Raw genomic sequence first — 22,765 nt, forward strand, 5'->3', positions numbered from 1 at the left:
CCAAACCCTGTTAAATTCTGCCATAGCGATCTTGCAAACGCTCAATATCATCTTCTTCCAGATAGCGCCCCGACCTGACCTCGATCATTTCCAAATCGATTTTTCCCGGGTTTTCTAGCGTATGGACACTGCCCGCAGGAATGAAGGTAGACTGATTTTCCGACAAGAAGAACTCTTGATCATCAACGTTAACTCTTGCTGTCCCACTCACAACGATCCAATGTTCGGCACGGTGGAGATGGCGTTGCACCGACAATCCCTCCCCTGGCCGCACAATGATTTTCTTCACCTGGAAGTGCGTGCCGCTGTCGATGTCGCAAATCTTGCCCCAGGGCCGGTAGGCGGTGGAATGTTGGCGAAAGTGATGAAGATTGCGCTTTTTAAGCTCATCAACCACTTTCTTTACATCCTGTACTTTATCCTTGTGAGCGATCAGCAAGGCGTCAGTGGTGTTGACCACGATAAGATTTTCCAACCCAATGGTTGCCACCAACGCAGACTCCGACGAAATGTAATTGTCACTGGAGTCGATCGAAATAACGTCACCCACGTTGACATTGCCCAACGGATCTTTTTCGGAAACGTTCCACAGTGAAGACCAGGAGCCGACGTCGCTCCAGCCGGCATCAATGGGAATCACTACGGCATCACGCGTTTTTTCCATCACCGCATAGTCGATGGAATCACTTGGACAGTGTTTGAAGATGTCTTGCTCAACCCGGATAAAATTCATGTCGCGTTGGCTCTTACCCACAGACTGCTGGGTTGTGCTGAAAATTTCAGGACTAAACTGCCGCAGTTCCTGCAGGAACTTGGCGGTCTTGAACATGAACATACCGCTGTTCCAGCTATAATCTCCGCTGGCGAGGTATTCGATCGCTTTCTCCAAACGTGGTTTTTCCACGAATGAATCAACCTTGAAACAATCATTGGACAGGTGACTGCCGCGTTTGATGTAGCCGTACCCGGTTTCCGGATGTTCCGGAATAATGCCAAACGTGACCAGATGGTTATTGCCTGCAAACGAGATAGCCGTCTGGATCGCCGCGTGAAAATTATCGACCTTCGTGATCAGATGATCTGCAGCCAGCACCAAGAGCATGCTGTCTTCGTCTTCTTCCGCTGCCAGATGAGCGGCTAACGCCACTGCCGGCGCGGTATTGCGCCCTACGGGCTCTAAAATGATATTGGTCGCTAATTGTCCGATTTCACGCAATTGCTCGGCAACCAAAAAACGATGTTCCTCATTGCAAATGACCAAAGGAGCGGCAATTTCAATACCGCCCAGCCCCGACAAGCGCTGTAACGTCTGTTGCAGCAGGCTCATCCCACTGTCATCAATAGAAAGAAACTGTTTAGGGAACGATTCTCGCGACATCGGCCACAGACGGCTCCCAGTACCGCCGGCCATAACCACAGGGATTAGTTTGGACATTATCTACCCTTTACTCAGTCATCGTTCTTATAAGGACGACGCCACTCATCAGCAGCATCATTCTAAAATTCGTACGATCGTCGACCAATCGCTACATTTTGCTAAAGTATAAATTCCCCTAACCTACCGCCCTTTGCCAGGAATTATGTTCAGAAATAAACCAGGCGAGTAAAAACACAGGAGGAACAACCTGCCGATAACATAACGTATTAACAAAAAAAGAGCAGCATAGCGCTGCTCTTTCAGATTAATGCTCATAGTGAATATGTTGCTAGCGACTGCGGGCAAAATACTGCGCGACCCGCATAACATCTTTTTCATCCAACGTACCGGAGTCGCTCAGCAAGGTGATCCATGATTTGATGTAGGCGTACTTGGCGGAAGCCAGATCGCGCTGGGCGCTATAGAGCTGCTGTTCGGCGTTGAGCACATCGACGTTGACACGTTGCCCGGCCAGCACGCTCTGCCGAGTCGCCGTCACCTGTGTAGTAGCCGATTGCACCGCCAACTCATAGGCCGCCACCTTGGCGCGGCTGCTGATGCACAAATTGTATTGCTTGCGCAGATCGTTGAGCGTTGTGCCCGTCTGTGCATCCATTTCATACATCGCCTGGCCATAGCGCGCCGCCGCCTGCCGGGTCGACGCCGAAACGCCGCCGCCGGAATAAATAGGCATGCTGACCTGCACGCCGATGCTGTCGGTACGGTATTTCTGGTTAACCGTATTATCGCTGCTGGAATCGTTTTCCGAATGCGAAGCATACAGCTGAACCTGCGGCATAAAGCCCGCACGATTCCTTTCGACATCATACTTGGCGGCATCCACGCCATGACGCGACGCGGCCAGCACCGGGTTGTTCTCCAGCGCGATCTTCTGCCAATCTTCGAACTTGGACGGGATCAGCGGTGCCACCTTGAACTTGCCCGGCCGCAAAACCTGCAATTCATCCAGTTGGTTCAGCGGCATGCCGATAATCACTTCCAGCTCGCGCTGTGCGGCGTCCAGCGCGTCGCGTGCTTCAATTACCTGCGCTTCGGCCAGGCTGTAGCGCGCCTGGGTTTCCGATACGTCGGTAATGGTGCCTTCACCCGCGCTCATCAGGCGATCGTTCAAGGTCAGCTGTTCCTTGTAAGCCGCCTTTTGCGCTTCGGCCAACGCGATTTGATCCTTGGAATAGGCGACTTCAACATAGGCGTTAATCACCCTAACAGCGAGATCCAGCAACTTGCCGCGATAGCGCTCGTCCGACATCATCGTCTGTGCCACGCCGGCTTTGTAGCGGGCGTACGCTTCATAGTCGAATAGCGGCTGCGTCAGCGTGATCGAACTGGAATAACTGCGATATTGCTGCCGCCGGGTAACCTCCGAAACATTACCGAAAAAGTCGCTCTGCGGGTACTTTTGCGTTTGCCAGTTGCGCGGCGAATTCTGGTAGTTCAGCGATACCTTCGGCAGCAGCCCCGCCCTGCCGATGTTTTCGTTCTCATCTCCCGCTTCTTTCTCTTTTATAGCCGCCCGGTAGGTCGGGTCCTTTTCTAATGCCAGCGAATATGCGTCTAAAATCCCTATCGAATAAACCGGCGCAGATATCGCAAACAAAAGGGTGCCGATAACCAGACCGGCAGCCTGTCGTTTTGATTGAATCAAAATTATTCCTCGGTTAATGAAGTATGAGCGCGATCCAAAATAGGTTTAAACAGATAACTCAGCAGCGAGCGTGAGCCCGTTTTCACGAACACCTCGACCGGCATCCCCGGCTTGATGTCCTCGCCACTGAGCATCTTCATGCCCTCCGGCGAAACCGTGACCTGCATCTGGTAGTAAGGTTCTCCATTGGCTTTGTCGACCAGGCGGTCGGCGGAAACCAGCGTGACCGTCCCCGGAATTTTCGGGGTTTTGTTTTGGTTGAAGGCGGTAAACATCAGATCCACCGGCAACCCGTTGTACACCTTGTCGATCAAATCGACTTTCAGGCGAGAATCCACCACCAGCGTCGCCTGGCTGGGTACAACGTCCATCAGGTGGTCCCCCGCTCCCACGACGCCCCCCTGAGTGAAAATATTCAATCCGACCACGGTGCCATCCACCGGAGAGGTGATGGCAGTGTTGCCCAGATCGAAGTCGGCCATTTGCAGCTTGTTGCGGAACTCGCTGGCGTCCATTTGGGTTTGCGCCAGTTGCGTCCTGACCTCGCGCTGATAGTCGGCGAAGCGCTGATCGATACGCTGCTGAGATTCCTGCAGCTGCTTTTGCAATTGACCAATCCGCCCGATGGTTTCATCGATGCTGCTGTTCACCTCAGCGAACTGGCGCTGGACTTCCAGATAACGGTTGCGCGGCAAATAACCGTCCGCCGCCAGTTGCTTCATGCTGTTCATCTGCTCACGCAGGCTGGAAAGTTGGATCTGCTTGTTGGCGCGCGAATCCTGCAGGCCTTTCAACTGGAAGCGGATCCCATCCATCGACTGCTTATAACCGTCAATTTCACTTTGCAGCCCCTGGCGGCGAGAGGCGAACAGCTGCGTTTGCAACGCGATGATTTCGGCCACGCGCGGCTGATCCTTAACCTGGGTGAAAACAGGGGAAAAAGTGACCTTGCTCAGACCATCGCGTTCAGCCAGTAAACGCCCTTCGGTGGCCAGCGTGGTGTAGTACTGATCGCGCAGCGAATCAACCTGAGCCTGTGCCTGCACCTGGCTCAATTGCACCAGAACCTCACCGGCTTTCACCTTGTCGCCGTCTTTCACCGCGATATTCTTGATGATGCCGCTGGCCGGGGCCTGCACCGTTTTGCGGTTGCCGGAAACGGTTACCGATCCCGGTGATGCCACCCCTTTATCCAGAGGCGCGAACGCTGCCCAGACCAAAAATCCGAACAGACCAATTCCCACTACCAGCCAGCCCATCCGGGTAAACCGCCGTTCGTCCTGCGGGATCTCTTCAATATACGAGTCTTGCGGCTCGCCAATATGCGTCGACATACCAACTCCTTTAAACTGCGGATGGCAATAAAGCCATCAGGCAATTCACGGCTTAATTAATTTGCGTTTTTGGGATGTTGCCTTCATCCGGCTCAGAATTTACCGCCCTCACCGCTTGCTGAGGCTGTTGCGTCTGGGCTTTTTGCGCATTGGCCAACGCCTGGAGCACTTGTTGAGTCGGGCCGAACGCGTTGACGTTGCCATTCACCAACAGCAACAACTTGCTGGTCATCGACAGCAAATTGGTGCGATGGGTAATCAGAACCACCGTTTTATTACGTTGCTTGAGGAACATAATCGCCTGGTTCAACGCTTTCTCGCCCGCATCATCCAGATTGGAGTTAGGCTCATCCAATACCACCAGCGAAGGATCGCCGTACAAGGCGCGCGCCAGGCCGATACGCTGTTTCTGTCCACCGGACAACCCAGCGCCGCCGTTGCCGAGCACCGAATCGTAGCCGTTAGGGAAACGCAGGATCAGTTCGTGCACGCCGGCCAGCTTAGCGGCTTCAATGACTTTCTCTGAGTCGATATCGTTAAAGCGAGCGATATTCTCGGCGATAGTCCCGGCAAACAGCTCAATGTCCTGCGGCAGATAGCCGATATACGGCCCCAATTCATCCTTGTTCCACTGATAGATGTCGGCATTATCCAACCGAACAATCCCTTCACTGACCGGCCAAATGCCGACCAGCAAACGCGCCAGCGTCGATTTCCCCGACGCGCTCGGGCCAATGATCCCCAGCACGTCACCGGGCTGGATGGCAAAACTCACGTTATGCAATACCGCATCGCCTTTGGAGCCCGGCGGCGTGGCGGTGACGCCTTCTACTGCGAGTACCCCTTCCGGACGCGGCAAGGACATACCGGTACCACGTTGCGGGTGCGTTTCCAGCAGCTTGACCAACCGGCCATAAGAAAGCTTCGCCGCGCTGTAGCTCTTCCAGACGTTAATAACCTGCTCAATCGGCGCCAGCGTTCGCCCCATCAGAATGGAGCCGGCGATCATCATACCGGGCGTAATGTGCCCATCGATCGCCAGCCAGCCCCCCAGCCCCAGCACCAGCGATTGCAGCGACATGCGCACAAACTTGGTGATCGATGTAACCCGCGATGCGCGTTCGCTGGCGATGCGCTGACTGTTCAAAAACCGCTGGTGCAGACCGAACCACCGGCGTTTCAGGTTAGGCAACATCCCCAAAGCCTCGATCACTTCGGCATTTCGCAGATTGGTGCTGGCCAGCGTACCGGACATAATCGACAGCTTGCTGGCCTCCGCCAGCGGCTTTTTCGACACCATTTCGTTGATCACCGCCAATGCGATCAGCAACAGCGCACCGACCAGGGCGAAAAGCCCCAACCAAGGGTTAAAGAGGAATATCACCAACAGATAGATCGGAAACCACGGCGCATCAAAGAAAGCGAACAGCGCGCTGCCGGTAAGGAATTGGCGCAGATTGGTCAAGTCGCTCAGCATCTGGCCGGCGTCAGACGAACCGTTTTTCAGATTCGCCTCGTAGGCCGCAGTGTAGACTCGCGTGTTGAGACGCATATCCAGCTGACTGCCGATACGGATCACCACCATGCTGCGCACGTATTCCAACAGCGACATCATGCCGAACATGCCCAGCATGATCAGCGTCAGCATTAACAACGTGATTTCATTACGCGAAGGAAGCACCCGGTCATAAACCTGGAGCATATAGATAGAAGGAACTAACATTAATAGATTAATAAATGCGGTGAATATGCCAACGGTCCAAAAAACCTTACTGCGAGTCCGTATAACATCCGCAATTTCATTGCGCGGTATAAATTGATTCACTTTCTGCCCTTACATCATGTGCACTGTCAGTCAAAATCCGCATTGGACTCTTATAAGGAAAATCCTAAAAAGGAAAAAAACTAAAATAAATCCTAAAGAACCCCCACCCCAGACATGCTCGAGACTGCAGATACTTTTTCTAACTATAGGTAGAGAAAGCGGATATCAGCAAGGCCGTAAGCAAAAAAAATCGCCTCACGAACCACAGAAAAAAACAAATGAAAACAGTAGGGTAAATAGTAGACAGGGCAAAGCGAGTTTAGTACGAAAGGGAATAAACCAGAGATAATGACGTGGTTCACAAAATTCAAAGAATACGGGGTGTTCACACACCCCGTATTATTTATTGGCTAACAGTTTCAATGGGAATTATTTCCCACTGGAACCCGTACTTACGCGTAGTGCAAAGTATCCACCAATTGCTGGTGATTCTGCCCGGTCAGGTATACCACGGTATCGTTGAGATCCAGCGCATGGTTATCGTTGTTGTCGATAATCACATAAGAGCTGGCAGTATTACCGCCACCGCTGAATACTACGGATGCCACACCCACTTTCGACGTCAGCGAGTTGCTGCTGTCCAGACCGAGAATGCCGCCCAGCAGGCCGATAACGCCGTTGGTCAAACCGCCCACCAGAGTCCCCAACAGCGCATCCAATGTGTCTGCGGAACGTGTGCCGTAGTCCGCAACCGCCGTGCCGCTGGCGTCATTGGAGATAGTCAGGCCGCCATGGTTAACATCGACAATCTTGTCTTTGAGACTGCTAAAGTCCTTGATGGTCACACCCGCCTGCGTGTTACTCGCCTTGATGTCATAGATGTTGGCACCTGCGCCACCGGTCAGCGTGGTGTTGCCAATCACGCCCAGGGTATCGGCAGCACTGGAACCTTCCACGGTCAATTGGTAGCCGTTCAGGCCCAACGCCGACAGCACCGGCGCCAACAGGTTGGTGGTGACGACGCTCAGCGGCAGAATGTTCAGCAACTGAACGATGATACCGTCACCGGTACCGCCATGGCTGGAGTCGAGATTCAGACCAGCGGTATTGGTGGACGCATTGATATCACGTACGTTGCTGAAACCGCTGCCAACGGTAAGATCCAGCGCGTGATCACCGGTCACGTTGATGGTCTGAACCTGCGCATTGGTGCCAGCCAATGACAGAATGTTGTCAAAGCTGCCGGTACCGCCTGAAGCCACGTTCACCGTGCTCAGCGCGGTACCCAACAGGACGCTGCTGCTGCTGTTCAGGGTGATGGCACCGGCATTCACATTGGCGGAACTCACCGCATCGAAGTTGATATTGAAGTGATCGGTAGCGTTCTGCACGAAGGTGAAGTTCAGCGTACTGGCGGAGGTCGCGTCCCCTTTCACTTCCAGCTGCGCGGCGTTGCCGCCGGCGGCGTTGATGACGTTGACGTTAGCCAAACCGGAGATCACAAATCCTTGCGTGCCCAGATTGGTGGCAGCTGCGTTCTGCGTAACCGTGCCGCCCGTGGTGCCTTCAACTGTAGATGTGCCGTTGGTCAGACCAAAGTCAAAGGTGTGGGTTGGCGTAGTAACGGTAGTGGTGGTCGGTGAACCAATTGCTGGCGTAGTGATCAGGGTGCCGACTGACTTACCGATATAACCGGTCAGGTCAATCTTCTCGAAGTTCGAGAAGTTGTTGGCATTACTCGAAACAGTACTGGAGCGAATGCCCAAGGCGTTTTGGTTGGTCACCACGGTTTTGGTGATGAAGTTGGCGGAAATGGAGTCCGTCCCCGTGCCGCCGTCAGCCTTGACGGTGTTGGCGACAGTGTTAGCTCCGCCGGAAACGCCGTTCCCTGCCCAGTGCAGGCTATCATTGCCGGCACCAAGGTTAAACTGCGCCGTGCCGGCCGCAATGTTTGCCGTCGATGTGACGACTACGTCATCCGCACCCGAACTGGCATTCAGGATGACGTTGCCGTTATTGACGGTAATATCTACGCCTGGATTAACGCCGTTGTCAGACAGGTTGACCGTTGCTGCGCTGGTGCCGTTGATAGTCAGATTCGCCAGATGGTCGGCGAACTTCAGGTTCACGGTGCTGGCGGCATTGGCGTTCAGTTGGACATTCGTCAGTACCGCTGTTTCGGCGTTGCTGATTTGATGAGAAATACCGGTGTTCACAGTACCCGTAGCGTTACCACCGGCGGCTGTAGTCGTCAGGCTAGCCGCGGTTTTGTACAACAGGCTGGTACCGATATCAAACTCAAATGCGTGCTGCTGAGTGACGGTAACCGCGTCAGTAGCCGTTGAAGTCCGCAGGTCATTAATGATGGCTTGGGTAATAACCGATTTATCAGTCCCCAAAGCACTGTAAAGCGCCAGCTGAGCCGGCGTAGCTGCAGTACCGTGAACAGCGGTGTAAACATGTTGGATAAAGTTATCACCAGTCAGCTGTGCGCCTTTCCGCTGGAATTCATCAGAAGCTAATGCACTGGTAATAAACTTAGTATATGCCGCACCAGATGCCAGATACTTGCTCCAGCTATCCAAACCTACGGCGTCAATGCCGCGCTCCGGCACGGCCAGGAACACAGCAGCAGCCTGTTCCTGGTAATTCAAGCCAGGTAAGCTGCCAGCAGTGTAAGCAGTTGTCGCCAGTGTAAACGCCTGTTTAGCGGCGGCATCAGAGCTGCTGACACTGCCACGCAACGAGTTGATGAAATCAACAATAACATCACCACGCGTTGCTCCGCCTTGCAGTTCCGTCAAGTAAGTATTTAACTCGGTGCTATCTGGCGGCCGTTTAAAACCTTGAGTAAAGAGCTTGGTAATAAAATCCTGATTACTCAAAGTGTTAATATAACTGCGCTCATTAACAAAACTCTGAGCGGCGACGGAGAATGTTCTGGAACCATCATTAATTGCCGCCCCCCAATAGTTGACACCCGCAGCTGATTGCACGGACCCAAGAACATAGTAGATCGCTAATACATCAGAAGCGCCATTACCGGCCGCGGCTGCAGTATTCGCCGAAGGATACAATACGGCATCGATTTTATTATCAAATGCAGTTTGTTGAGAAAGTATGGTTGAATCAAAGCCATTGTAATTTAAGAGATCACTGACTAAACCGCCAACGATATTTGCCGCGGGCTGCCCTCCAGCAAGCAAAGCAGCTAAAACACCGGCGCTAGGTGCTGAGCCATAAACGTTGGTATATATCGCACTCACGATATCGCTAGTACTCTTCCCGCTATATAACGCCTGACCTGCACTGGAAGAGAGAATCTGAGCGACATATTGCGCTGAAGTTCCACCATTTTCAAGAAGTTGCCCGGCACTATCGAACGTCGCCGCGGATGCTGCTTTACCAAGAACAGCATAGTAAAGCGCAGCACCAGTCTGCTGTGAGACAAGAGATGACATGTGTATTCTCCTAGAGAAGCCATTCAAAAAACGTTACAGACAGCAATTTGCCGCTGAAGAACAAAGCAAGAACAAGCAAAACAAAAATGCATGAAAATCAATGATTCGTCAGTTTCAATACTCCTATGGTTAAAGCAGTAGATACATACAAAGAAAGTATCTAAATTCAATGATGTCAAGATGAGAAAGAAAATATAAAAATAATCCTAATAGCGCAGATTGATACTAATCTTTCCTGCATTTAGTTAACGAGTGATTGCTTAGCTAACATTAGGAATAACCTTAGTTACTTTCGCGCTTGAAAGCGTAAAAATACCTGTAAAACCAATCTATTATTTTCACACTGACCTCAGCGAGATAAGACGATGACGTTCATGAAACTGCCCCCCTTCTCTCTCAAATTTATACTCGGCACACTTCTTGCTACCCTGCCTCTGAAAATCGGTTATGCCTTCGAGATTGGCATTAACACACACCTGCGCTGGTATCCAGAAGAGCAAGATCATTATTTGAACTTGATAAGTAACTATGGTTTTAATTCCTTTCGTGATGATTACCTTTGGGGGTTAGTTGAACAACAGAAAGGCACCTATCAACCAGTAGATAAACTTATACGTGTAGATAAGTCTCTCTTAGTTGCAAATAAAAACTATGGTATGAACCCCATTGCCGTTCTAGCCTATGGCAATGATCTCTATGATAAAAGTGGATATGCCAGCAACGATGAATCTATCGCAGCTTATGCAAATTATGCATACTGGACAGCAAAAAGATTTAAAGGAAAGGTCAAGTATTATGAGATCTGGAATGAGTGGAGTGTTGGCACCGGCACGCATAATAAATCACCAGCCCCTCCTCCAGCTCAGATCTACTACAAACTCATCAAGCAGGCCTCTATGGCGATAAAGAGGGCGGACCCCGGAGCTATCGTGCTTGCGGGCTCCTTCGATCCTTTAGGAAACGATGGATTAAAATGGTCCGATGACTTGATAAAGCTGGGCATGCTCAATTATATAGATGGGATATCAATACATCCGTATAGCTTTAAATCCAGTGATAAATCGCTGACTACCCCGGAAGGAAACATTGAAAAAATCGATGGGTATCAAGAAGAACTGAAGAGGCTCGTAGGCAAAGAGGTCCCTATTTACATCACTGAAATTGGCGTACCAACCAATGCGGGGAAATTTGGATACAGCGAGGACTATGTAGCCCAATATGTTGTCAAATATACTCTTCTTGCAAAAGCCAGGGGATATATAAAAGGAGTTTGGTGGTATGACTTAAGCGATGATGGTGATAACAACCAAAATATAGAGCATAGATTTGGATTGCTCAGGAAAAATGGGAGTAAAAAGCCAAGCATGGAGTCATACGAGAAAATTGCCGATTTAATAAAAAATTACTCGGTAAAAAATTACAATGTGACAACCGATGGTAAAGTGAATTTAATCTTTAGCAATGGAAAAAAAGAAGCCAGGGTTAGTTGGAAAAAGAATGATACGCAGGAGGGAAGGAATTCCACAACGGGAAGAATAATGTCGCTCATGACGAGTAGTAAACCATCTTCGCAGAAAATTACGGCTCTCGTAATTGAAGACCCAACGCAAAAAAGTCAACCAGCGGTTAGTGCAGACACGCCAGTGATAACATTCGGCAACGAGTAAATCCGCATTAAACCAAATGAAAAATCACCTCCTTTGGACTCCCTTGGAGGTGGTTTAAAGGCGAAAAAAAGCGAGACGATAAACACAGTCTCGCTTTTATCATTTTTAAAATAGTACCGTTATACTATCGTATAACGCCCTGCATTGAGCATGTCGGAAAATAATCTCTCGGACTTTATTGATGGTGAAACAATATAGGTAAACTTAGCAGCCATAGCTAACGGGATATCATCATAATGATCAGTAAAGAAAAGATCTGGTTCCTCAGAAAACTGCTCCCGAACGAATTTAAGCTTCACTACATTTAATGTTTCGACAAATTCACCTGAGTGGCAAAAATGTGCACATATAGTGACATCAAAATCATTAACTTCCTGAGAGAAAGAGGACACATAAATATCCGGCGCTGCAGTTGCCAAGCACTTAATCGAATTATCACCTAGAATGAGTAAATCCTTTCGGAGAGAATGGCGGGCCAACCATTTTCCGTACTTCTTACCGACATAGGGCCAAAACTTGGTGCGTTGCTGAATCGCTAATAAAGCCACCTTAAATCCAACGCGATCCATTCTCCCAATTTTCCTGCATATGGCGAATTTAATAATAGAAAATAAAAAATACCATCTAAGGAAAAAAATAGAGATGAAAAAAGACAGAACAACCCATACTTTAAAAGTGTTAAATGGCACAAGTGTGCCATCAAGATCATATACGGATTTCAACCTTTTCTCCTAACATCACTAGCCCAGGGATAACGAATAAGATAGCCCTTATAAAGATAAAAATCTGGAATAAAAGCAGGCTCGTCAAATGTGACATTTAACGCAGCAGTTTTAACGACCGAATCCGATGAAAGAAACGGTTGGAGAAAATTGATGCAATCAATAAACGTACCACCACTATCAACGGCATCATCAACAATTAGAATTCTCTTACCTTTTCGCAGGTGTTCCAAGTCCCCGGAGATATGTGCCACAGCTCCTACTGACAATATTCTTCCGGATTTTCTGAACTTACGTTCGTTGAATTTTATTTCCGCTATTCTCAATAAGTCATTTATCTGCCTTGGGAGGAAAGGCAAAAAAGAAGCCATTCTGAACTTGGACTTCTTCTTAGTAGAATTTCGCTGCCTTTTTATTATAACAAGCGGAACATTAATTTTTTTCCCAATTTCCTCAGCGACATAGCGTCCACCAGTGGCAACACCAATAATAACATCAGGGGAAAATTCTTTAATTATTTCTTTAGACAACCGATCACATAACGAATCGAAATCTTTGCCGATAGCCGTAATAACTTTCATATCAAAACTTTCCTATGATATTTTCATAAACAGAGTAAGTCTCCGTTGCGCATCGCTGCCAACTGAAAGTATCAGCTCTTCTTAAACCTTTTTCTGACAAAGAGGCACGTAACTGAGCATCATTAAAAACATTCTCCATAGCACTAACTAACTGAGAAAGGTCATTTGGATTAACCAATAATGCTGCATCACCAGCTATTTCCGGGCAGGAACCTGCGGTAGAGGTGATGACAGGAGCCCCGCAAGACATCGCTTCTAGAATAGGCAAACCAAATCCCTCGGCAAAACTTGGAAATACCAGGCAAAGCGTGTTGTTATACAAATGAACAAGGTCCTCATTCGAGACACCTCGAAGAACTTTTATTTTATCCGGGCTATTAAATATTTTATTTTCCAAGGCAGGATTAGGAAATGCCGGATCGAACCCGCCAACCAAAACTAATTGCACATCAGCATCGGCAAGTCTCTCGAATGCAGCAATAACACTATCAATATTCTTAATCGCGGCAAACCGCCCGACGAAAAGAAAATATGGCTTAGTCACACCCAGACTAGCGATTACATCATTAGATTTTACTTTATCTTTCACGTGGAACTGCTTGCTCGCAGCTTCGTGCACAACCGTAATTTTATTTTCATTAACACCGAAGTTCTTGATTATCTCATCTTTCGTATAATGAGAAACTGCAATTATATGATCTGCTTTTTGTAAACTAGGCGGCGTGAAAATTTCCAATCCTTTAGTCAACTTAGGATTGAAGTACTGTTTGTGCGTACGGAACATGACATCATGAACAGTCACAACATGTTTCGTACTTCTGGTTGTAACCAAGGGCGATAAATAATTTGTATGCAAGAGATCGCATTTATTGCGCCATTCAGCAAGTGCAAATCCGCCGAGAAGGTTCATAGGCGTCCAACCTGATATCAACTTCTTTATTTCTACACGATTATCATTTAAGAAAGGTTGCCCAGCCTGCTTAGTTAAAACAATGGCAGGATCGTCCGCCAGAAGCAATAACTTATCATCGCGATTTATGCACGAAATCAAGTTATTCGCCAATTCTATTGTGTACGTTCCAGTCCCTTGACTAACCTTTTGCATAAATCGGCTATCGAGTGCGATTCTCATTATCCATTCCCATAAAATAAACTATTATAAAGTTAGTATGCGCCATCACGCTTTAATACAACACCTATAGTTTTAAATAGAATCGCAATGTCATTCCAAAGCGCCCAATTCTTAACGTACCATGCATCAAAATACACGCGCGTGTCATAATCAATATCATTACGACCACTGACCTGCCACAATCCTGTCATTCCTGGCTTCGCCATGAAGTAGTAATCGACATCACCTGCATAACGTTCCAATTCTTTTTCAATAACCGGTCTTGGGCCAACTAGACTCATTTCACCACGAAGTACATTCCACAATTGAGGTAACTCATCCAGGCTTGTCTTTCTAATAAAAGCGCCAATCTTTGTAATACGTGGGTCGTTTTTCAATTTAAAGTCTTTATTCCATTCTTCTCTGGCCTCAGGATCTCGCTCCAATAAATCTGCAAGTACTTCCTGAGAATTTAGAACCATCGATCTGAACTTTAAGCATTTAAATTTCTTTCCATTGTGCCCCACTCTCTCATGCCCATAAATAGGACGACCACCATCTCTTGAAACTTTGTAAGTCAAGAAAATCAGCACGGGAGAAAGTGCAACCAAAATAAGAGATGAGCCAATAATATCAAATGTGCGCTTAATGAAGCGTGATGAACGCTTGGCTAAATTATTGCTTACCCGCAGAATCATTACTTCATGACTAAAAATAAATGACATATCGGTGCCATAAAGAGGAACACCACGAAGAGTTGGGATAACAGAAACCGACCGACAATTATGCTTAGCCAGATCTTTCAACCACCAATCACGTAACGCATGTTGTTCAAATTCAAGTGCGACGATAAATTGCGTACTCTCAACATTGACACAACGCCACAGCTCTTCTTCCGAATTAATGACCGGGATGCCAAAATAATTATCTTCGCATGGTTTATCCGTACACACAAAGGCAACAACTTCAAATCCAAGAACTTCTTCACTTTGCAATGCTGCATAGGCTTCAAAGGCATTTCTTCCCGAGCCAATGATTATGGTTTGTTTTTTCCACACCCCCATCTTGTTAAGGATTTTTTTTGTTAATGCTCTCCCCAACGGCACTAAAATAATTATCAACATCCATGATAACACCCAAACTGAACGAGAAAAGTTCCACTTAGAAAATGCAACTAGAGCTAAATCAAGAACAGCAAAAATAACTAGCGTTCTGAGAACTTCCTTGAGCTCAAACCAAAATGGCTTTCTATATGTGTAGTGTCTAAGCCTTGTCCAGAACCAAAGAACACACACTACAGATATAACAAACTGCGCAACAGAACGAATAAAAAACTCATCCTGAGGTATATAATTATTTAACCCATCAAATAACTTGTAAAGAATGAAATACGAAAGATAGACCGATATGTTAAAAAAGAAAATATCTGACAATGCTAGCATTAGTTTTGTCGTAAAATCGCCTAAAAAAACATTTGTTTTTTTCATTATGCATCCCGAATACTATTTTATAAAATTCAACACGTTATAGAGACAGGTAATTACCGAACAGTGAGTCAAATTAATTTCATATGAATTAGATAAGCTAGATATTTATTTTATAACTTCACGATAAAGTGAACTTACTTTCTGTGTCATAAAACAGCTTTTGAAGTTTTTACTGTAATTATCATAACTTCTTTCGCTCATCGTTTTCCAAAAATCCAAATTTTTATCGCAAATAACGGTAGAAAAACCTTTTATATCCCCATATTCAACTAAAAAACCTGTGACACCATTTATAATAATTTCTGGCAGTGAACCTCGTTCAAAAGCCAGAACGGGTAAACCGTAACTTTGCGCCTCTACGGCAACAAGGCCGAAGGCCTCCCAACGACTTGGCATCAGTAAGACTGTTGCATGGAAAAAATAAGGTGCAATATCTTCATACTTCAACCAGCCTATGTACGTTATTTTTTCACCATATACAGGAAGACTCTTATACTCTATAACATAGTCTCCGATCACAGTGATATGTATATCCTCATTTTGAGAAAGCAAATTGGTTATATTTAGAACGTGATCAAAACCTTTCTGGTGATCCGTCCGTCCAACAAAGAGAATATTCTTTTTATTCGCGTATTTATAAGGGCTTTTTTGCGTTACTATCAAAGGATCTTGAACACCATTATAGATAATGACTAAACGCTCTGGATTAAGCCCCCATTTTATGGCTTCCCTATATTCATATTCACTGACACAAATAGTTTTATCCGTCACTTTCTCTAGCATGCGCTCAATAAATGCGTAGACTCGCTTTTTATAAACAGGAATATCCATTAAAAAAGCAAAGGCATGCGGACAGTAAATCACTTTGGGGTGATAAAAAACAAATATTATAGGCAAAGCCAAACGGCATAAAAAGCCAGCAAAACTACTGTGTAAATGAATTACATCCGGTTTTTTATTTAAAACCACTCGCAGAAAACAAAACAGAAGCAAAAATAATGACATGGTATTTCTTCCAGTTCTATTGAATGGAGAAAGCACATGTTCTCTAACACCAACCAGTTCAGATAACTGTTGTCTCGGAACAATGCATAATACCTCATCTTCATTATCTTGCTGTTCCATAACCAGTTGTCGCATGATTGTCGCAACACCACCCTTTATTGTTTCGGCGACATGCAATATTTTCACTAATCACTCCAGGGCTTATCTTTTGCGTAGCCTTCAAGTATATTATTTATTTTATTAGCCGACGCCAACCAATTAAATCGCTTAGCGTTTTCAAAACCTCGTTTAATCAGTGAATCCCTTAAACCACCATCATGGTATAGTTTCTCTATCTGTGAAATTAAACTTTCAGAACAAGTTGGCGAAAAATAAAGCGCACTGTCGTTCAACACTTCCGGCATTGATGCTGTATTAGATGCAATAACAGGACAACCGCAAGATTGAGCCTCAAGCAATGGAATTCCGAAACCTTCATAGAGGGATGGGAAAACGAAAGCAAAGGCTCCTGAATAAAGCACTGCCAGTTCCTCATCAGTAACTCGGCCATAGTACTTTATATATGAATTATTACTCACTGCAGAATAGGTAACTGTTGAAAAATTTCTATTCGATGCACCGACAATTTTTAACTCCAAACCTAAACTCTTATTTATTTTTTGAAAACTATCAATTATCAGTTTAAAATTCTTATGAACGCTTGGAGAAGATACACATAGAATATATGGATTGTCTGGCTCAGTAATTTTGCGTGGAAAAAAAACCTCAGTAGCTGCATTATTGACAACATCAATATTCTCAATTCCGTAGGCCCGCTCTATTTCATTTCGAGAAAAATCACTGACAGTAATGATTTTTTTCCCTCTTTTTAAAAGCCACGGTGAAAAAATTCTATAAAAAAATCTAAAACCTAGTGAGTAACTTTTTGGATAAACTCGATAAGTTATATCATGATGAACAATGATATTGTTAAAGAACCCTATTGGAGCGGTATTACAAAAACTTAAAAGCACATTTCCATTTCGCACCATAAAGAGAAATAACTCCGTTTGCTCCCATAACTGTCCGGATAGGCACCCGATTCTCTTTATATTAAACGCCTTAGTAATCTCATTATCTGGCGTAGTTTTAGGGCAAAGCACAACAATATCATCTCGGATCTTGATCAAATTAAGTAAGATTTGAATAGCAAAGCGTTGAACGCCTGTCACCTCTTGCGTTAAAAAACGGCCATTAACATAGATCACGATCGTTAACTCACTTTTGTATAAACTGGATTAGCACTGCCCTCCTCATCGGAGTATTCTTCCGGTTTAAGTGAAACTAAAAGCGCAGTTATTATTATCGGGAATATATAACCAGGATAGTTGGTAAATGGATTATTATAGGCAAAGTTTGTTAGCAATGATATCAACCAGTACAAATAGACACCGTGTGGTAATACGGTAGATGTCTTCTTATACAAACTAACCAACAGTAAAAAAGCACCGAAAGCAAATACCAGTACACCAACAAATCCATAATTTGAGAGAAGGTAAATGTACAAACTGTCTAGCGGAATCGCCGTTGTATTATCTTCAACCCCAACCATACCACTACCGTTCACAGCATAACCAGAGCCAAAGTAAATAGAGTAGGCTGAATCTAACACTTGCTCAATATAAAGAATACGCAAGAAAATACTGTTTTCGGCGTATGTATTTTCCTTTGAAGAAAACACTTCATATATAAATGTGTTAGTAACGGAAAGGAAAAAAACAATGGAAACAACAACAGTAATCCAAGTAATGAATCTCAACGCTCTCTGATTCGAGACAAGTCTATTAATACTCATATAAAGAACATAAATTACCATCATCACGAAAGCTGTTTTTGATGTAGAACAAAGAATGCCTGCGATCATTAAGAATGTAAATAGCGTTCTTCGCTTGGCTGAAACAAATGAGGCAAGAGCGAGGCCAAAGAAAAGATATTCACTGAGGCTGAAAGGTGTTGTCAATAGACCCAGAGCTCTTAAATAACCATCTGTAGTGCGTAAAACAAGGCCATTGTCTTTACCAAACGCGGTTAACATCGGGCCAGGATTGAACCCCAGAACCTGGAAAATAAGCTCTGCCGAGAAGAACTCAGCAATAGTGGCTAACGCATTAATCGAACAAAAAATAATATAAAACTTAATAAAAACAGATACTATGTTTTTTTCTCTTCAGTGCTAAACATACTAGCTAACGCTGCGATCAATATTGCCGAAATTGCGAAGAGTTCAACTCGAAACTGTATAGCAATCCTTGTCATATCAAATTTTGAAAAGAGTAAGGTCGCCAAAATATATGAAAGAATAAAAAAACAAATCGCTAAAAGCGTTAGCATCAATGTGGTGAACTGCCTACCTGCCTTATATCCATTTGCAACAAAAAAGAAAATCATCAACAACGGAAATACTATCGAGAAGAAATCTTTATAGAGCAATATCAAACGAGTAGTATTATAAGCAAAAATTGTAACCAGCCCATTTAATGAAGCTAATGCCAGGTAGGTCAGAATAAAAAATATAAATATCTTTGAGGTTGATGTGTTCATTTTAGTTATTGTAAACCTCTACATATCGTTTCGCGATATTATCAATATCAAAACTCTCCACGACGCTGCGTTCTTTGCGTGTGCGTGTATCTTCAACTTTGAAAGAGTTTAGCGGCCTAACATTACTACTCATGGCTGCTATTTCTGAAATCCCCCCCATGAAATTAGTATAGACAATCTTCCCAGAAAGCGCACACTCCGCAACTGAACGCCCAAATGGTTCATTCCATTTTGTTGGCAGTATAACTGCATCAACATTTGCCATAAATTCTTCTACCGCAATAAAACCAAGCAGTTCAACATTTGACTTTTCCGCCAAAATTTTCATGGCATTACCTTCATCGCCATTAAACCTACCTGCCGCATAAAACTTGACATCTGCCCTATTCTTATATTCATCTGCAAGGCGACAGTATTCATCGAATCCTTTATCGCTAGTAAGGCGACCTATAAATCCGACTCTAAAAGTTGAACTTTCTCTATCTTCAAAGCGAAGCGGTTCTATCGGATTATAGATAACCGAACATCTATCTTCATTAAAAAATCCGTTTGTAGTATGCAAATCAGAAATATAACGACTGATTCCAACAAAACTGAAAACGGCTTTGCTCTTCCACTTTTTAAAAAATGAGAAAAACCTCACACTCAATTCTGACGTACTCATCACCTTGCCATGTTTGAACAAGGTCGAGTTAGGATGAAAGAGATAGTAATCTCTCGCGGTATGAACCAGTTTCACCTTACACTCTTTCACCGCATCCCACGCAGAAATTGAAAAACCGCCCAGGTTATTAGTATGCACAACGTCTGGAAGAAAGTTTTTTATTTCCTCTTTCACCGCATGCTTCATTGAGAAATTGTACTGATCTTTTGCATGCCATACTATTTTCTTCCATGGCGACACATTCTCTCCGCCATATGGCCAATAGACATTACTGAGAGGCAAATAAGTGACCATTACATTATTAATGGTTTTACATTCTCGTTCTGATTTGTTATGCAATGTAACAACACTTACTGTATGCCCCATATTAGCGAGTTTTTCAGCTAATAGCTGCACAGATACCTCTGCGCCTCCAACCTTATAAGGATGATAAAGTGTATTGATCATCATTATCTTCATTTTTTATACACCTTAAATATTCTATATTTACATTTGACTGTTGTCTGAATGGTAATCAAAAATCATTCAAAATGAAGACAAATTTAAAAAAATCGAATGTATTTATAAATGCATATATTTGCCGATTACATCCATTTTTCTTATTACAAATAGCAAATATATGAACATATGCCATACCGGTTTCCCGGTATGGCACTGATGTGTTGCTAACAACTATGCTTTATCGTTTGAACGATACTCATATTGATAGTAGCCATAATCACCATAGTAGCTGCTGGCCCGTTTCTCAACAGCATTCAGAATAACGCCTTTAACATCGATGCCATTTTGATTAAAGCGGCGAATACTCACCTCTATTTCTTTGACCGTGTTGGATGCGAAACGTGCGATCATCAGACTAGTCCCCGCCCTGTGCCCTATAATAGCAGCATCAGTAACTGCTAGAATAGGTGGCGTATCAATCATCACGATATCATAATTCTTACTCGCCCAATCAATCAGCTCATTGAAACGTGCCCCCATGAGCAACTCTGAAGGATTTGGCGGTATCTGTCCACGCGGAATAAAATCCAGGTTTTCAATTTCTGTTTTGCGGACACTGTTAGCCATCGTGGTCTGAGCAGATAAGATATCAGATAAACCATTATGCCAATCGGTATTCAACAATGAGTGTGAATAGCCCTTACGCATATCAGCATCAATGACTAAAACACGTTGCCCAGCCTGAGCAATGACCGCGGCCAAGTTGATGCTGACGAAAGTTTTACCAATATTTGGGCTTGCACCACAGACCATCAGAACATTATTTTTAGCTTCGAGCATAGCGAAATGCAAACTGGTTCTTAAGCTTCGTACTGCCTCGATCGCCAAATCCGCAGGGTTCCCAACGGCCAACAACGTTTTTGAACGCGTGTTGGTTTTTTTATTGCCGCGCATCAACGTCTCTATGTCTTTTTTCTGTTGCCACTCAGACAACGGAATACTTGCATAAACGTTGATGCCTTGGTCTTCCAGCTGTTCTGGGCTTTCAATACCTCGATGCAGAACGCTTTTCAGCAGTACTACGGCAACGGAAGCGATCCCACCAAGCAACGTAAAGATGATAACGATTAACGTCTTCTTCGGCTTAACCGGTTTCGGTTGAGTGACAGCGGTATCAATGATTCTGACATTACCCACGGTGCTCGCTTTCGTTATCGAAAGCTCTTGTTGACGGTTGAGTAACTGCATGTAAATTTCTTTACCAGCATCAACATCACGAGTTAAGCGTAAGATCTCCTGCTGTGTTTGCGGCATCTTACTGACTCGCTGGTTTAACTTATCTTTTTCCTTTTGCAGGGTTGCTCTTTTTTCCAATAAAGCACGATAAGCAGGGTGCTCTTTTGTGTATAATTTCGAAATTTCAGACTCTTTGAAAGTCAACTCATTAAGCTGAGCCTCAACCCCGACAATAGTATCAAGAACAGACTTTGCTTCCAAAGACAGATCAACAGAATCGTTCGCTTGGCGGAAACTGTTTAATTTGTCTTCAGCCGTATTTAAAGAATCGCGAACCTGCGGTAATTGTTCCTTCAAAAAAGCAAGGCTTTTGGCCGCTTCTTCTGATTTTCGCTCAACATTTTGGATCAAGTAATTATTGCTGATACTTTCAATAATTCTTTTGATTAGAACAGGATCATCCCCCATCAGGGTTAGTGAAAGAACCCCCGTGTCCTTACCTTTGTCTTCTACTGTAAGATCGTCAAGAAGTTGTACCGTTGCTGCCAGCGTTGTGAGCTTTTTGACATTAAACACTGTTCCTGGCTTCGCTGAGATTTCGCTAACCAACATAGAAACGCCGCTTGCATTCTCTAAGCGCCCAACTTTGCCTTGAAAGATTTTATCTTTATCTACGGTAACGACGTAGTTTTGATCATCAATAACTTCTAGCTCGATAGCACTCTCGACTAGAGGCTCAGCTACAGTGAGCCTGGATAAGGCAACCTGCCCCGGTTTATTACCCATGAGCCTTGCCCAACCGCGGCCAAAAATCGGAAAATATTTCTGAGTGACGACAGTATCTAAATGGAGATCTTCGACAGTTTTCCCCACGATCATGCGAGAGGAAATCAGTTCAATCTCTGTAGATGATGCTGGCAAAGAGTTAGGCAACATTTGGGACAGGTTACTTACCAGCATGTTACCTTCGTTTTGCTCGACCTGAACAGTTGCATCAGCCTGGTATATAGGTGTCGCAAAAAGACTATATATAATGCCGATGACGGCAAATAACGATGTAATGCTAACAATTAACCATTTGTGATCGACTAGCGTCCCTAACAGCCGTCCAAAATCGATCTCGTCATTTTCCTTACTTGCCAAGGAACTCGTTCGGTTTTTATCAATCATTGTAATCTCTGTTTAGCGATTTAATGCTAGCGCCCACTTCTGAGCACCTTCAGCTAGTAGGCTATAGACGAATTCAAAAGCCTCAGAACTTTTGCGATAAGGATCTGGGATATCTTGTTGACCCAGCCAATGGGCAAATAGCATTGTTTTGCCTCTGACTTCAGGGGCTAGCCTGCAGACAGCATCAACATGTCCCTTTTCCATGACTAATATCAGATCATATTCACGGCACAATGCAGCTGTCAGCTGTTGTGCTTGGTGATTATCCAATGATAAATCATGCTTTCTAGCCACTTCTGCAGCCTGAGCATCAGCAGGCTTGCCAACCAAGGCAGAAATCCCGGCAGAGGCAATTTTCTTATGTGGCAGTTTTTCCTTCAACAGCCGTTCTCCTGTAGGAGAACGGCATATGTTGCCGACGCAAACGACCAGAATAGAATCAAACATCATCTTTTACC

The 22,765-nt window shown here is 45.0% G+C and carries 16 protein-coding genes; 1 reads left to right on the top strand and 15 read right to left on the bottom strand.

Going from position 1 to position 22,765, the window contains the following annotated elements; genetic code table 11:
* Positions 1 to 10 precede the first annotated feature (10 nt).
* The 5 genes from L085_RS25465 to L085_RS20465 all read right to left on the bottom strand — a co-directional run bounded on the left by L085_RS25465 (position 11) and on the right by L085_RS20465 (position 9,643).
* Positions 11 to 1,435: a mannose-1-phosphate guanylyltransferase/mannose-6-phosphate isomerase gene (locus tag L085_RS25465; RefSeq protein WP_044031587.1), complete on the bottom strand. Its 1,425-nt coding sequence runs from the start codon at positions 1,433 to 1,435 to the stop codon at positions 11 to 13.
* A gap of 271 nt (positions 1,436 to 1,706) precedes the next feature.
* Positions 1,707 to 3,083, bottom strand: a complete 1,377-nt coding sequence (locus L085_RS20450) for a TolC family outer membrane protein (RefSeq protein ID WP_044031588.1) — start codon at positions 3,081 to 3,083, stop codon at positions 1,707 to 1,709.
* A 2-nt stretch (positions 3,084 to 3,085) separates the two neighbouring features.
* Positions 3,086 to 4,417, bottom strand: a complete 1,332-nt coding sequence (locus L085_RS20455) for an HlyD family type I secretion periplasmic adaptor subunit (RefSeq protein ID WP_015377237.1) — start codon at positions 4,415 to 4,417, stop codon at positions 3,086 to 3,088.
* A gap of 52 nt (positions 4,418 to 4,469) precedes the next feature.
* Entirely contained in the window at positions 4,470 to 6,242 is a 1,773-nt protein-coding gene (locus tag L085_RS20460) for a type I secretion system permease/ATPase (protein ID WP_031299834.1), read from the bottom strand.
* 392 nt (positions 6,243 to 6,634) lie between these two features.
* Positions 6,635 to 9,643: a DUF4214 domain-containing protein gene (locus L085_RS20465; RefSeq protein ID WP_044031589.1), complete on the bottom strand. Its 3,009-nt coding sequence runs from the start codon at positions 9,641 to 9,643 to the stop codon at positions 6,635 to 6,637.
* Between the two features lie 365 nt (positions 9,644 to 10,008).
* Between L085_RS20465 and L085_RS20470 the strand changes: the two genes are divergently transcribed.
* Positions 10,009 to 11,310, top strand: a complete 1,302-nt coding sequence (locus L085_RS20470) for a cellulase family glycosylhydrolase (protein ID WP_081835537.1) — start codon at positions 10,009 to 10,011, stop codon at positions 11,308 to 11,310.
* A gap of 119 nt (positions 11,311 to 11,429) precedes the next feature.
* Here the strand turns inward: L085_RS20470 and L085_RS20475 are convergent, their stop codons facing one another.
* From L085_RS20475 to L085_RS20515, 10 genes are all read right to left on the bottom strand, one after another.
* Positions 11,430 to 12,032, bottom strand: a complete 603-nt coding sequence (locus L085_RS20475) for a haloacid dehalogenase-like hydrolase (RefSeq protein WP_044031590.1) — start codon at positions 12,030 to 12,032, stop codon at positions 11,430 to 11,432.
* Positions 12,029 to 12,613: a phosphoribosyltransferase gene (locus L085_RS20480; protein ID WP_044031591.1), complete on the bottom strand. Its 585-nt coding sequence runs from the start codon at positions 12,611 to 12,613 to the stop codon at positions 12,029 to 12,031. Before L085_RS20480 ends, L085_RS20475 begins: the two co-directional genes overlap by 4 nt.
* A 1-nt stretch (position 12,614) precedes the next feature.
* Positions 12,615 to 13,745, bottom strand: coding sequence for a glycosyltransferase family 1 protein (locus tag L085_RS20485; RefSeq protein ID WP_081835538.1), 1,131 nt, complete (start codon positions 13,743 to 13,745; stop codon positions 12,615 to 12,617).
* A gap of 32 nt (positions 13,746 to 13,777) precedes the next feature.
* Entirely contained in the window at positions 13,778 to 15,211 is a 1,434-nt protein-coding gene (gene wbaP, locus L085_RS20490) for an undecaprenyl-phosphate galactose phosphotransferase WbaP (RefSeq protein ID WP_044031593.1), read from the bottom strand.
* Between the two features lie 105 nt (positions 15,212 to 15,316).
* Positions 15,317 to 16,402: a glycosyltransferase gene (locus L085_RS20495; protein WP_044031594.1), complete on the bottom strand. Its 1,086-nt coding sequence runs from the start codon at positions 16,400 to 16,402 to the stop codon at positions 15,317 to 15,319.
* Positions 16,402 to 17,463 (bottom strand): glycosyltransferase family 1 protein, encoded by a 1,062-nt coding sequence (locus L085_RS24885; protein WP_071841653.1) that lies wholly within the window; start codon positions 17,461 to 17,463, stop codon positions 16,402 to 16,404. Before L085_RS24885 ends, L085_RS20495 begins: the two co-directional genes overlap by 1 nt.
* Before the next feature lie 5 nt (positions 17,464 to 17,468).
* Complete coding sequence (locus tag L085_RS25115; protein ID WP_144240707.1) at positions 17,469 to 18,290, bottom strand: hypothetical protein; 822 nt, start codon at positions 18,288 to 18,290, stop codon at positions 17,469 to 17,471.
* 507 nt (positions 18,291 to 18,797) lie between these two features.
* Positions 18,798 to 19,919 carry a glycosyltransferase family 4 protein gene (locus tag L085_RS20505; protein ID WP_044031595.1) on the bottom strand — a complete coding sequence of 374 codons (1,122 nt, stop codon included), beginning with the start codon at positions 19,917 to 19,919 and terminating at the stop codon, positions 18,798 to 18,800.
* A gap of 213 nt (positions 19,920 to 20,132) precedes the next feature.
* Positions 20,133 to 22,307 (bottom strand): tyrosine-protein kinase Wzc, encoded by a 2,175-nt coding sequence (gene wzc / locus L085_RS20510; protein WP_033633703.1) that lies wholly within the window; start codon positions 22,305 to 22,307, stop codon positions 20,133 to 20,135.
* A 12-nt stretch (positions 22,308 to 22,319) separates the two neighbouring features.
* The gene (locus L085_RS20515) at positions 22,320 to 22,754 is read right to left on the bottom strand and encodes a protein-tyrosine-phosphatase (protein ID WP_044032106.1); all 435 of its coding nucleotides are present in this window, start codon (positions 22,752 to 22,754) and stop codon (positions 22,320 to 22,322) included.
* Between the last annotated feature and the right edge of the window lie 11 nt (positions 22,755 to 22,765).

The organism is Serratia sp. FS14 (assembly GCF_000695995.1).
Taxonomy (GTDB): domain Bacteria; phylum Pseudomonadota; class Gammaproteobacteria; order Enterobacterales; family Enterobacteriaceae; genus Serratia; species Serratia nematodiphila.